10 protein-coding genes are annotated in these 13,179 nt (G+C 47.5%); 9 read left to right on the forward strand and 1 reads right to left on the reverse strand.

Annotated elements, in window-relative coordinates; genetic code table 11:
- Window positions 1–195 precede the first annotated feature (195 nt).
- Complete coding sequence (locus OEZ43_17900) at window positions 196–3,093, forward strand: beta-propeller fold lactonase family protein (GenBank protein MDH5547457.1); 2,898 nt, start codon at window positions 196–198, stop codon at window positions 3,091–3,093.
- A gap of 53 nt (window positions 3,094–3,146) precedes the next feature.
- Here the strand turns inward: OEZ43_17900 and OEZ43_17905 are convergent, their stop codons facing one another.
- On the reverse strand, window positions 3,147–5,690 hold the full coding sequence (locus tag OEZ43_17905) for a response regulator (protein ID MDH5547458.1): 2,544 nt from the start codon (window positions 5,688–5,690) through the stop codon (window positions 3,147–3,149).
- 314 nt (window positions 5,691–6,004) lie between these two features.
- On the opposite strand from OEZ43_17905, the gene OEZ43_17910 reads away from it, so the two are divergent.
- The 8 genes from OEZ43_17910 to OEZ43_17945 are packed head-to-tail and all read left to right on the forward strand — an operon-like array spanning window position 6,005 to window position 13,147.
- The gene (locus tag OEZ43_17910) at window positions 6,005–6,799 is read left to right on the forward strand and encodes a hypothetical protein (protein MDH5547459.1); all 795 of its coding nucleotides are present in this window, start codon (window positions 6,005–6,007) and stop codon (window positions 6,797–6,799) included.
- An 11-nt stretch (window positions 6,800–6,810) separates the two neighbouring features.
- Window positions 6,811–7,467 carry a hypothetical protein gene (locus OEZ43_17915; protein ID MDH5547460.1) on the forward strand — a complete coding sequence of 219 codons (657 nt, stop codon included), beginning with the start codon at window positions 6,811–6,813 and terminating at the stop codon, window positions 7,465–7,467.
- Window positions 7,464–8,138 (forward strand): ABC transporter ATP-binding protein, encoded by a 675-nt coding sequence (locus OEZ43_17920; protein ID MDH5547461.1) that lies wholly within the window; start codon window positions 7,464–7,466, stop codon window positions 8,136–8,138. The genes OEZ43_17915 and OEZ43_17920 overlap by 4 nt, the downstream gene beginning before the upstream one ends.
- Window positions 8,138–9,361 (forward strand): FtsX-like permease family protein, encoded by a 1,224-nt coding sequence (locus OEZ43_17925; GenBank protein ID MDH5547462.1) that lies wholly within the window; start codon window positions 8,138–8,140, stop codon window positions 9,359–9,361. Before OEZ43_17920 ends, OEZ43_17925 begins: the two co-directional genes overlap by 1 nt.
- Complete coding sequence (locus OEZ43_17930; protein MDH5547463.1) at window positions 9,354–10,088, forward strand: outer membrane lipoprotein-sorting protein; 735 nt, start codon at window positions 9,354–9,356, stop codon at window positions 10,086–10,088. Before OEZ43_17925 ends, OEZ43_17930 begins: the two co-directional genes overlap by 8 nt.
- The gene (locus OEZ43_17935) at window positions 10,088–11,332 is read left to right on the forward strand and encodes a hypothetical protein (protein MDH5547464.1); all 1,245 of its coding nucleotides are present in this window, start codon (window positions 10,088–10,090) and stop codon (window positions 11,330–11,332) included. The genes OEZ43_17930 and OEZ43_17935 overlap by 1 nt, the downstream gene beginning before the upstream one ends.
- Before the next feature lie 7 nt (window positions 11,333–11,339).
- Window positions 11,340–12,401: a histidine kinase gene (locus tag OEZ43_17940; protein MDH5547465.1), complete on the forward strand. Its 1,062-nt coding sequence runs from the start codon at window positions 11,340–11,342 to the stop codon at window positions 12,399–12,401.
- Window positions 12,398–13,147, forward strand: coding sequence for a LytTR family DNA-binding domain-containing protein (locus tag OEZ43_17945; GenBank protein ID MDH5547466.1), 750 nt, complete (start codon window positions 12,398–12,400; stop codon window positions 13,145–13,147). Before OEZ43_17940 ends, OEZ43_17945 begins: the two co-directional genes overlap by 4 nt.
- The last annotated feature ends 32 nt before the right edge of the window (window positions 13,148–13,179 follow it).

A 13,179-nucleotide genomic window follows, 5' to 3' on the forward strand; every position in this document is an offset into this window, starting at 1 on the left:
ATGTTTCCTTTTTTGGCAATCATGATTTGGAAAGCGACGGGAGGAATTCGAAATTAAAGAGGATTTGTATGGGGGCGGGAGTTTCTTGTTGCGTGATAAAAAATGAGGGACTCTGCTGGATGCAGTATTCAGTTATCTGTTTTGAAAATAAGTAACAGCTGTGTGATGACTGAAATAGGAAGTAGGAAAATTCTGATGAAAATAATTACTCGATCATTTACAAAAATGAAAAATAGGGTATCCGGTTTTACGCCAGGATGCCGGCTGCTATTTTTGGGTTTAGCGTTGACGGTTTTTTCACTATTCTCGACCGTACACGCCGAGTCTTATACGCTTTTTGAATCCGGTCAGGTACGTCCCATAGTCTTGTCCGAAGATGGGGGCACTCTGTATGCTTTGAACACGCCAGATAATCGTCTGGAGATATTCGAAGTCGATTATAAAAAGCTCAAACACAAGGGATCGGTGCGTGTAGGTATCGAGCCAGTTGCAGTTGCGGTAAGAAACGATGACGAGGTCTGGGTTGTTAATCACCTTTCCGATAGCGTCAGCATTGTGGATGTTTCTGACAAAGAAAGACCTCGCGTCACGCGAACGTTGAATGTTGGCGATGAGCCACGCGATATCGTATTTGCGGGTACGGAAAATATTCGCGCATTTATTACCACAGCGCACCGTGGACAAAATTCCCCTGTCGATCCGCAACTGACTACGCCAGGTGTTGGACGTGCGGATGTTTGGGTGTTCGACGCAAAGACCGCTAGCAGGTCGACTAAGGCGAAGTACGAAACTATCATTACGGTGTTTACCGATACGCCACGAGCACTAGCTGTTTCGCCTGACGGTAAAAAGGTATACGTCGCTGGTTTCAATACCGGAAATCAAACAACGGTAATTTTTGACACTACCGTTTCCATGAACGGCGGTCTACCAAACGCCGTCGTCAATGCGGATATGAATGGCGATGGGTTTGCTGAACCACATGAACTAAATACCGCCGGAGAAATCCAGCCTTCCACCAGCTTGATCGTGAAATTTGATGGCCAGCATTGGGTGGATGACAAAGGACGTATCTGGGATGATCACGTTAAATTCAATCTACCGGATAAAGATGTGTTCGTTATAGATGCAACACAAAGCCCGCCACGCCAGATCAATGGTGAGTTGGGATATTATGCCGGCGTTGGATCGACATTGTTCAATATGGCAGTCAATCCGGTTAGCGGTAAAGTGTATGTGAGCAATCTGGAAGCCAGAAACCAGATTCGTTTTGAAGGTCCGGGTGGCGGCGGTAGCACCGTGCAAGGTCATAATGTCGAGAGCCGTATTACTGTACTCGATAGTGGCGTGACGCCGATACATCTGAACAAGCATATCGATCGCAGCGCGTGTTGCAAGTCCATTCCTAATGATGAGAATGCACGCAGCGTGGCCTTTCCGATGGATATGGCCGTTTCAAGAGACGGCAAGCAACTTTTTGTTGCGGGTTACGGATCTAACAAAATCGCTATTTACGATACCGAAAAGCTGGAAAAAAATAGTTTCGAGCCGAGTCTTGCTGATCAGGTTGTTCTGACGGGCGGTGGTCCGGCCGGTATTGTTGTAGATAAAAATGCACGTTTTGGATTTGTGCTGACACGCTTCGATGACGGAATTTCGGTTATCGATCTTAGAGAACGTAAAGAGCTGTCACACATCACGATGTACAGTCCTGAGCCGGCCAGCATTACTGAAGGCCGTCGTTTTCTCTATGATGCCTCTTTGACTTCTGGCAGTGGCGATCAGGCATGTGCCGGATGTCATGTATTCGGAGATTTCGATTCTATCGCCTGGGATCTGGGTAATCCGGATGGTAGTGATGTGCACAACCCTGGTCCATTAAAGATTGATCACGCAGATTTCGGTTTGCCACTTGATCCTAATTTCAAACCGATGAAAGGACCAATGTCGACGCAAAGCTTGCGCGGTCTGGCAAATCATGGCCCAATGCACTGGCGTGGTGATCGTCACGGTGGTGGTCCGGGTATTGTCAATGAGCAACCCGATGGTGGTTCGTTCAGCGAAGATGCTGCATATAAAGCGTTTAATGGCGCCTTTGTCGGTTTGATCGGACGCAGTGAACCGTTAACCAACGCACAAATGCAGGCATTTACGGATTTCGCCTTGCAGATCACCTATCCACCTAATCCAATCCGTGCTTTGGACAATTCACTTAGCACAGCGCAGGAGGCGGGACGTCAGTTCTTCTTCGATGAAACCAAGATTGCCGATTCGGTATTCCATTGCGGTGGTTGCCACGTCGTGGATAGAGAAGCCAACAAAGCCTTTGGTGTTTCCAAGCCGGGGTTTTTCGGTACCGATGGCAGTTACACCTTTGCCTTCCAGCCACAGTTTTACAAGGTTCCTCAGTTGAGAAATCTGTATCAGAAAGTGGGTAAGTTCGGCATGAGTAATAGCGGCTATTTTCTGGCTGATGATCCATTCTCGGGAAATCCGTTCTTTAATCCGAATCAACACATGGGAGATCAGATTCGTGGTTTCGGATTCATGCACGATGGATCGGTCGACACCACGTTTCGTTTTCACAACATAGTGGGATTCTTGCCGCGTCCAGCAGGTACGGTAACGCCTTTAGATCCAGGTAATCCGGAAAGTCTGCCTATTTCTCCAGAAGGCATGCAGATTCGCCGCAATCTGGAACAGTTTCTGTTCGTGTTTGACAGCAATCTGTTTCCCATCGTAGGGCAACAGGTCACTCTGACAGGAAACGATAGCGACAGCGCCAAGAGCCGTGTTGCATTAATGCAACAGCGTGCAGACCTGGGCGAGTGCGATCTGATTGCGACGAGTGGTTCAAGAGGGTATTTCTATGTTGGTGGTGGAGAATTTATATCCAGCAGTCAATTTGATGGTACCCTCGCGGCTGCAGACTTGATGCAAAATGCAGAAAGACGCGCTCTGACCTACACCTGTGCGGTCCCGGGTAATGGCGTCCGAATCGCGTTGGATAGAGATGAAGATGGTTTCTTTGATGGCGTGGAAATGCGATCAGGAAGTGATCCTGCTGACCCGAACAGCACACCGGCAATATAAGCCGACTTATCACTGTTCAAAAACTGAGGCCACTTTCAAAGTGGCCTCTTATTTTATGCGTTTTCCGTTTCTCGAAATTGGTATGCCTGCGAGACGACCTGACCGACTAATTCCTGGATCTTGTTTAATTGATCGTCAACATTTTCACCCGCTTCTTTGCAGCTGGATTCGAGGAGACCGGCGGCCTCTTGCAATGACGTGGCACCGATAGTTGCGGAGGCGCTCTTCAAGGAATGCGCTAGTCGTTCGGCATTGGTGAGATTGCGGTTTTCAATTTCCGAGGCGATGTCTGTAGTGACATGGGCGTATTGCGCTACAAACATGTCCAGTAACTTCTTATAAAGTGTGCGATCATTGTTCAATCGTTCAAGTGCGGTGGCTCTGTCCACATCCACAATCGCTTGCGTCGGCTGGACTGATTGAGGATTAACCCAGTTGGCGAGCGTCTTCCACATGGTATCGACGGAAATAGGCTTACTGATGAAATCATTCATTCCCACCTCCAATGCTTTTTCGCGATCGCCCGACATGGCGTTAGCCGTCAAGGCAATAATGGGCAAATGCTTTAGTTTTGGATTGGCGCGAATGCTTTGTGTCGTCATATATCCATCCATAACTGGCATCTGACAATCCATGAGTATTCCGTCAAAGTTTTCTGTTTCAAGTATGTTCAATGCTTCCTGGCCATTATTGGCAATGGAGACACGGATACCACTTTCCTGCAACAGGCTTTGAGTAAGCTCCTGGTTAAATGCGTTGTCCTCAACCACAAGTATATGACAACCGCGTAGTTTGCTCACGGCGGTCTTATCGATGTTTTTGCCAGCGTATTTTTGTACGACATTATTGCTATCGTGTCCCAGGGCGACTCGAATTGCGGTATATAACGAGGGCGTTGTTAGGGGCTTGGTAACACAGGTGGAAATGCCCGCAGAATGAAATTCCGCGCCATCATTTACGTCGCCATATGATGTCATTAATATCGTTGGAGGTATTTCGTCACGCTGGTGTAACTGTCGTATCCGTTGCAGGGTCGCGATACCACAGAGATTCGGCATGTCCCTGTCTATTATGATCAGGTCAAATCGTGAATGAAAATCAGACAGCCGCATTTTGGTAATGGCATCTTTCCCTGAATCTGCCAGGCTTACCTCGAAGCCCATGCGCTTTAGCATATTCGCCATGAGCCGTCGTGCATTCGCATTGTCATCGACGAGCAATATGCGTAAGCGTCCAACAGATTTAAAAGGAATCCGTTCCCGAGAAGAGGATTTCGTGTCTTTATTCAGTAAAACCGTTGCATGAAACGTACTGCCAACACCGGGTAAACTGTCGACAGTGATGTTGCCTTGCATTAAATGCGTCAGTTGTTTTGTGATTGCCAGTCCCAAGCCGGTGCCGCCATAGTTTCGAGTGGTGGAACTGTCGGCCTGATGAAAAGAACTGAATAGAGACTGTTGCTGGTCGAGGTTCATACCGATACCGGTATCCTTAACGGAGAAGCGCAAGTAAACCTCATTTGCAGATTCCTGTTCAGTCTGCACGGTCACCAGGATCTCGCCTTTTGCATTGGTAAACTTGACCGCGTTATTACAGAGGTTGACAAGAATTTGCCCCAAACGCAGCGGGTCACCTACGAGGTTTTTATTAACCTCAGGGTGAACATCAAACATCAATTCGATGCGCTTACGCTGCGCCGACAGTCCTATGACTGCCGCGAGATTTTCCAATACATCGTCAAGATTAAATGGTATAGATTCGATTTGCAGTTTACCCGCTTCAATCTTTGAGAAATCCAGGATGTCATTAATTACACCAAGCAGACTTTCTGCGGAGCTATTCGCTTTCGCGATATAGTCGCGTTGCTGTGGGTTTGACGAAAGCTTGAGGGCAAGATTAGACATTCCGATGACGGCATTTAGTGGTGTACGGATTTCATGACTCATGTTCGCCAGAAAACGGGATTTTGCATGATTGGCATCCTCTGCCTTTTCCTTGGCTCTGAGTAGATCCCCTTCGAAATGGATGCTCAAGCGTGCAAAATAAACCAGAACGCCAGTAACAATCACATACACCGTAATGGTGGACGCGAGATAAAAGTAATTATTCGCAATGACGGCATCGACTTCGCGGAAACCGAGCAATCCGTGGTCTGTCAACCATGTAGCAAACCACGCGGAAACAGATAGGAGTGCGCAGCAGAGTAGATAGATTTTTTCATAGCGCCACGAAAAGATGACAAAAGAAAGCGTGAATGCCAGAAGTAGCATTTGTTCAAGATGGCCAGATGGGCCAATGTCGTGGGCGCCTGCGGTGATTGCCAAGGTTGATATGAGCAACCAGGTCAGCCGCGCCACGGTGTGCTTGTGGCGGTTGTGGAAATAGCTTCCCATTAAGAAGCTAAGACATACTAAAAAGGCACAGGCGGCCAAAAAGGGGAGTTTGAAATAGAGCGCGAAAACCACCCACGCCAGACTAAACCACAGTATGACGCGGCATAACAATCTGGAAACGCCTATACGGCGCTGAAAATCAGAGCTTTCCTGGTAACTCTGCCTCTCCAGTTGTTTGTTGAGACTCGATCCTGAGTCCAGCATTTAGTTTCCCCTGAATGACATTTATCATTGTTATGGATAGTGCACGTAGCGGGCGAATACCTACGCGGCGTACTGAAATGGCATTTTGGGGGAAATTCGCTGTTTAAACAAGGGTATTACTCCAAGAAAGGTGGTATTTTCTTCTAAATCCGTAGCTTGTCAGTTCATTTGTTTGCCTGGGACGACACTTTGGTTTTCTATTCGGTCGCAATTCTTGTCCATTCACGACGCTATACTACCGCCTGTCGCATTTCCATTGAGTCGCCAGCCCCTGAGTCGTTAGAGTAGCGACATGCCCACTGCGAGAAAAAATAATGAGCAAACCTCTAACATTTACATTTCCGCTTTTGATGTTGTCGTTAGTGCTCAGTTCTTGTGCCAGTACAGGAATCGATGTTCGTTCAGTTAGAGAAACAGATAGCCTGTTGGTGAAACATGCGCTGGCAGAGAATGAGGCAATTCTGTTGGAACTTGGAAACTTTACGGACCAATTTAGTCGCTACGAACAGGCGAAAGCCCACTATCAAATAGCGTTGAATACACATGACAGGCCATCCACAAACAAAGCCATTGAGATATTCGAAGCACTATTGGATGAACCCCGGTTTGTTGCGGATGTGCGCCGATCGGCTGAATTAAACGCCTACTACGGATCTGCCTATACCCTGAAGGCGAGAGATTTTCCCGGGCTATGGATAGTCAACAATCTCACGCCTGTTGGTTACATACGTATTTACTACGTATGGAGAGGAAAACGCTATCTCAATCGGGCAGTAGACATCGAACCGAGTCATCCGGTGGTGAGATTGATACGCGCCAATACCCTGGTAAATATCCCCCGCGTTTTTGGACAGTTTGCGCGTGGGCGTGAGGATTTCGCATTACTCAGAAAGTGGATGGAAAATCCAGAGGAGAATGAGCGATATGAAATGCTATTGCGTGACGAACGATTCTATATGCCGGTGTATTTCTCTCTTGCAGAGTTCTATCGAATATACCTAAGCCCGGACCAGGCGCGTGAAATCTACGAAAAAATCATTCGGCTTTCACCGCATTCGGTATATGCCGAAGCGGCGCGAACAGCCCTGAACACCTTGCAGACATCCTAAGGAGTAAAACGATGGATTGGAAAACAACGATTGTTATCGGTTTTGGATTGCTGGTACTCAATACCTCTGCATTTTCAGTGACGATATTGGAGAACGAACCGCTCATGAAAGACGCGATGGTTCAATTCTCACTCGCCAGTGATGGCGTGGCCAGCGCAGTTGATCCTGCGCTAACATTTTTTCGCGAATTGCAGCAGCGGTACCCGGAAGATCCCATGATCCTGGCGCGAATCGGCAGTCTAACCTCGATGCAAGCGAGAGATGCATGGGCTCCCTGGAACAAGATGCGTTATGCCGAACAAGGACTGGATATGCTTGATCAGGCCCTGGAAAAAGTCGAACCAGACTCGAAAGATACTTTTCGCGGCGTGCACTATATTCATTCGGTTCGATTGATCGCTGCCATCACATTTTCTCAAATGCCAGGCTTTTTCAATCGCCACGGGCAGGCGGAAAGATTGTTCAACAAAATTGTGAGTGACTCAGCTTTCACACAGACGCCGCAAGATTTTCAGGCGCAGGTATGGTTGTCCTATGCCGATATGGCGGTGCAACAGAATCAGACGCTATTGGCTAGAACACGATTGAAAAAAGCTGCCGCGATCTCGCCTCAGAGCGAGGCGGGCAACAAGGCGACTCAATTATTGCTGAGTGGAGATATCCAATGAATACCAATGTCATTACGCTAAGCAATATACGAAAACGCTATCAGCTGGGCGATTCAACGGTCGATGCCCTGTGTGATGTCGATCTCTCTGTTAACAAAGGCGAGCTTGTCGCGCTTGAAGGCCCGTCCGGAAGTGGAAAAAGCACCTTGTTGAATATCTGCGGATTGCTGGATACCGCAGATAGCGGAGAGTTTTTTCTGTCAGGAAATCCCGTGGCGACGTTATCCGATAGGCGCCGTGCCGATATAAGGCGTAATCAGATCGGATTTATTTTTCAGTCTTTCAATCTCGTTCCAGTGATGTCGGCTTTTGAGAATATTGAGTATCCCTTACTACTTGCACATGTTTCAAGCGGACAGAGGCGCCAACGCGTCAATGCCATGTTGAAGCGCGTTGGACTCGACGGGTTTGCGGGTCACTTGCCAGACAAATTGTCCGGTGGTCAAAGACAAAGAGTCGCCATTGCCCGCGCACTGGTCAAGCAACCTACGCTAGTCATAGCCGATGAACCCACGGCGAGTTTGGATACACATACAGCCGAAGAAGTGATTGGCATAATGCGCGAACTATCACAACAGACCGGGGCCAGTTTTCTTATCGCTACACATGATGCGCGCATGTCGTCACATTGCGCACGACGTATCACTTTGCGCGACGGGAGGTTGCAGTAATGACAATACTGATCTGGCTAAAATTTGCGTGGAAGAATATCTGGCGCAATCGCCGCCGAAGTCTAACCACGATAGGAATTACCAGCGTAGGGGTAAGTGGCTTATTGTTTTTTGGTGGTTTCGCGCTGTTTACCTACGAGTCGCTTGAGGAATTTTCAGCACGTCAACAGGGCCATGTCATCATTGCCCATGCCGATTATTTCGATGTGGAGGAAGAAACGCCTATGTCACTGGGCCTGGATAACTGGCGCGTGTTGCGTGAGCAGATTGAAACCAGGGACAGAGTTCGACGAGTACTACCACGAATTGAGTTTTCAGGTCTTATATCCAATGGCGATAAATCCAGCATCTTTATCGCAGATGGAGTGGATGCCCGCTATGAGTTCACTGTAACGGGTCCGTTCATGAATGTGTCAAGCGGCGATGTGCTCAACCCGGAGCATCAAGGCACTCCACAGATTATGCTCGCCAGCGAGTTGGCCAGGCAGTTAAAGGCGGAGGTCGGCAGTACACTGACATTGCTATCGACAACAGCTGGTGGCGTACTCAACGGAATTGATGTGGAAGTGTCCGGTATTTTCGGCACAGGCATTCCCGAACTGGATAAACGCAAGGTGATGGTGACGCTTGAAACTGCTCAGGCCCTTATTGATAGCCAACGAGTCTCAAAGCTCGCCGTGTACTTGCGAGAAACAACGGATACCTATAATTTTCAGGAGCAGTTACAGAAGGAGTATTCTCATCTAGCAACACGCAACTGGAACGACATGGCGTTTTTCTATCACAAGGTGAAGAATCTGTATGATCGCATTTTCAGTATCGTCGGCGTTGTTATCGTTATTGTGGTGTTGTTGTCCGTCATCAATACCATCTCGATGACGGTAATGGAGCGTACGCGAGAAATTGGTACGATGGCAGCTTTAGGTACCTATCCCAGGGAAATGTTGACGAACTTTCTGCTGGAGTCGGTACTTATCGGATTGATTGGCGCATTTATTGGCGTGGTCATTGCCGGCGCGTTAACGCTGTATCTGCAATTTGCCAATATCATGATGCCTCCTCCCCCGGGTATGACTGAGGGTTATCCACTTAGCATCGCGTTCTCCCCATCGCTATATCTCGAAACGGCATTGGTAATGATTATTGTTACCGCAGTTGGAGCATTTTTCGCTGCACGCAAAGGTGTGCGCAGACCGATAGTGGAGGCGCTTGCACATGTTTAGATGGTTGGGATTGAGCACCGTTCTGGTGTTGTGTGGGATGAATGTTCAGGCGCAGGACGTCGACGATATCCTCAAACAGGCGGACAGTTATCGTCAGACCGCGGAGTCGATTCGTGTCGATCTTGATATTGATACGTATGAAAACGAACAGTTTGACAAGAAGCGGCAGTATCGCGTGTACATCAAACCTGGGAGGCGTTCGCTGGTAGTATTCAAAACGCCTGATCAGATAGGACAAAAAATTTTGCTCAACGGCGATAATTTCTATCTGTTTATGCCACAGTCAAGACGCGCGATACGCATTACCCCAATGCAAAAATTGCTCGGTGAGGCATCGACCGGCGATATTGCCAATATGACCTGGTCAGAGGATTACACGGGGACTTTGGCTTCTGCTGCGGTCGATGTGGAGGGAAGGCAATGTATTTTGCTGGAATTGGCGGCAAGCCGTAAGGGTGTCACATATGAGCGCATTGAACTCTATGTCGATCAGAAAGGCTATGCCCCTGTCTTTGCCAAACTGTATCTCAAATCCGGGAAACTCGCCAAGGAGGCCTATTATTATCTTGATAAGTTGAATGGTCGAATGCAAGTCACGCGTATGAAACTGGTTGATAAGATCAAGGATAATCGCTACACCCTGGTCAATTATCACGCTATGTCAGAGATGGCATTTAGCGATAATTATTTCAATTCCCAGTATCTGGCGCGTACCACGATTGAGTGATGACTAATAAAGTGTATAAATATATATTCATTTCACTCACTGTTGTTACAACGCTTGTCAATGTGTCACACGCGCAAGTGACGGGACGAGTGACGAGCTATTATAGCCATCAGTCGTTGTCTGAATCCGGTGTATTTGTTGTTCCGGAAGATTTTCGCGTCTTTCCAGAGGAAAGCGTCAGTCACGAACTGACACTGGCCTATGAACATCGAGGATGGCGCGTTAGTGGCGCGGCGGATGTCAGGCATCAGGACGAAGGTGAAACATTCTCGCAGAGAAATCGACTTAAAGAAGCCAGTTATGATTTTTCGACTGCCGGGCTGGAGGGAAGCGTAGGCAAGAAAGTGAGCAGTTGGGGTGTGTCATATGCCTTTCGGCCACTTGATATTTTACAACGAGAAGTCCGTCTGCAAGATGTACAGACTGACATCGAAGGCATATTACAGGCATCACTGCAAAAAATTTGGGATAGCCGCAGTTTGAGCATGTATTACCTGCCTGATATTGAATATTCTTCTAAAGAGTGGCGTTATAGAGGATGGAGCCTGGCTTCACAGTTGTATATGAACTCGGGGAATGCTGATTGGTATCTGGTATCACGAATAGAAAATACTCGTCACTACCAGTTAGGCGTAGGTTTCTCAAGCGTAGCTGGTGCAAATCTGGAGTTACATGGCGCCATTGCCTATCTTTCACACTACACGCGTCTGTTACGCAGACAAGATGCTAGCCTTGTTGAAATGACTTACCCATACACATATGAGGAGGACCGTCACGGCAAGCAGTTTCTACTTGGTGGAACGGTGACTGCTAATAACGGACTAAGTCTGCTTTTTGAGGCATGGTTTAACGCACTTGGCTATGGAAGGAATGATTGGCAGCGGATTATGGATCTGAGTGAGCAACAGGGCGCAATGCTCGATGTTGGAATTCCAGCGGAGGCTGTGTACGGCAATATCAACTGGAATACGACGATGTATGCTCAACCGGCAGTTGCCAGGTACAATTTGTTTTTACGCCTAAGTTATAGCGATGATAAACTCGATCCTTCACTTGATATTCTGTTTACTCCAGAGGACGGTGGATTGCTAGCACGCCTGAATTTGCGATATCGGATAGCGCCTGTCTGGACATTGTTCAGTCATTTGCGATTGCATGGAGGATATTCAGATTCTGCGTGGGCTCAGTCGCCGATGTCCTGGGTAATAATCGCCGGAACTCAGCTGTCATTAGCAAGCTTGTAATAGCGACATGGGAAAAACAATCAAAAAACGTTCTGTTACCACATTCGTCAAACAATTGAGTCTGGCGATAGTGTTCAATATAGTCGTTGCGCTGATATTGACAGCGATGGGCGGCGAATTCAGTATCAATATCATTTATTCTCAAAGTATAGGGTTAAGCATATTTGGTTTGTCTTATACGGCTTACGTCAGTGGATTGAGTGGCAGCGGTGTTCGATATATAGTCGTCACACTATTAACAATCGTCATAGGCGCCATATTGGGTTCTTCACTCGCGGAGGAAATTTTCGTCGTTACCGGTATTTGGGATAATCCCGGTTCTCGGAATTTTTTGCCAACACCCATTTTCCTGGGATTGTTGTTTGGTGGCGCGATTACCTATTTTTTTCATAGTCGTCTGAGCCTTGCTGACGCAGAGAATCGTGCCCGACAGGAAGCGTTGCAGGTGCTGCAAAAAGACCGTGACTTGACCGAAGCGCAATTGAAATTGGTACAGGCCCAGATCGAGCCGCATTTTCTGTTTAATACACTGGCCAATATACGCAGCCTCATGGAGCATGATGTCGAGACGGCCAAAACGATGTTGGATCATCTTAATCGATACTTGCGTATTTCTCTGGATCGCACCCGCGACGGTAATACCAGTTTGTGTGAAGAGCTGGATATTGTCGAAAACTATCTTTCGATTTTACAATTACGCATGCGAGATCGTTTGAAGTTTTCTATCCGGGCAGCACAATCTGTAGAACATATTTCGTTCCCTCCGTTACTCATACAACCCCTGGTGGAAAATGCAGTCAAGCATGGTCTGGAACCACGTATCGAAGGGGGAAGGGTAGACATCGTGGTTGAACCAGGCGCCGACAATAAACTAATCATTCAAGTGATTGACACTGGCCTTGGACTGGAAACGAATATTTCTCAGGGGATAGGTCTGAGTAATATACGCCAGCGCCTTGCTTCGCTTTATGGAGAGAAGGCCAGTTTGCATTTGGGTGAAACATCGGGAGGCGGCGTGACTGCAACAATCAATATACCGCTGGGTGATAGCAAGCAGGGCTCTAAATGAAAAGTATAGTCGTTGCCGATGATGAACCGGAGTTACGTCGCAATCTTGTGCGTGGCATTATGAAGCATTGGGCCGAGCTTGATGAGATCATAGAGGCAGCCGATGGCGTAAGTGCTTTGAAGGCTATTGAAACACATCGACCTGATGCTGTGTTTCTGGATATACAAATGCCTGGCATGACAGGAATACAGGTCGCGGAAAAATTACCAGAAGACTGCCATTTGGTGTTTGTTACTGCCTATGATCAATATGCGGTCAAGGCATTTGAACAACACGCGGTTGATTTTCTACTCAAGCCCTATACTGAAGATCGATTGTTAGAAACCATTAGCCGATTAAAACATCTGGGAAGGCCAAGAGTTAGCCAATTCGAATTACAAAGTCTGTTTGAGCAACTTGGAAAGAAGGAAAGTACATCGGCTCCTTTACAGTGGATACGCGCGGCCAAGGGTGAAGATATTTCTCTTATCAACGTCAACGATATCGTCTATTTTCAGGCTGGCGACAAATACACCACAGTGAAGACTGCTCAAAGTGCCTACTTGATTCGACTTTCATTAAAGGAACTCGAACAGCAACTCGATACGCAACAGTTTTGGCGCATACATCGTGGAATCATTCTCAATGTTCACTTCGTCGAAAATGCCCGACGAACGATCGATGGCAGTTACAAAATCCAACTACGTGGTTGTAAAGATACGCTCAAATCTAGCCGTGCCTATTCCCATCTGTTTCGCCAAATGTAGACACTCCGGCGTAGACGTTGATTACCCGAAAT

This window comes from Gammaproteobacteria bacterium (assembly GCA_029881255.1).
GTDB lineage: Bacteria > Pseudomonadota > Gammaproteobacteria > S012-40 > S012-40 > JAOUMY01.

Coding starts and splice junctions, on each gene's coding strand:
- OEZ43_17900 (MDH5547457.1), top strand. CDS start 196: ATGAAAATAATTACTCGATCATTTACAAAAATGAAAAATAGGGTATCC.
- OEZ43_17905 (MDH5547458.1), bottom strand. CDS start 5,690: ATGCTGGACTCAGGATCGAGTCTCAACAAACAACTGGAGAGGCAGAGT.
- OEZ43_17910 (MDH5547459.1), top strand. CDS start 6,005: ATGAGCAAACCTCTAACATTTACATTTCCGCTTTTGATGTTGTCGTTA.
- OEZ43_17915 (MDH5547460.1), top strand. CDS start 6,811: ATGGATTGGAAAACAACGATTGTTATCGGTTTTGGATTGCTGGTACTC.
- OEZ43_17920 (MDH5547461.1), top strand. CDS start 7,464: ATGAATACCAATGTCATTACGCTAAGCAATATACGAAAACGCTATCAG.
- OEZ43_17925 (MDH5547462.1), top strand. CDS start 8,138: ATGACAATACTGATCTGGCTAAAATTTGCGTGGAAGAATATCTGGCGC.
- OEZ43_17930 (MDH5547463.1), top strand. CDS start 9,354: ATGTTTAGATGGTTGGGATTGAGCACCGTTCTGGTGTTGTGTGGGATG.
- OEZ43_17935 (MDH5547464.1), top strand. CDS start 10,088: ATGACTAATAAAGTGTATAAATATATATTCATTTCACTCACTGTTGTT.
- OEZ43_17940 (MDH5547465.1), top strand. CDS start 11,340: ATGGGAAAAACAATCAAAAAACGTTCTGTTACCACATTCGTCAAACAA.
- OEZ43_17945 (MDH5547466.1), top strand. CDS start 12,398: ATGAAAAGTATAGTCGTTGCCGATGATGAACCGGAGTTACGTCGCAAT.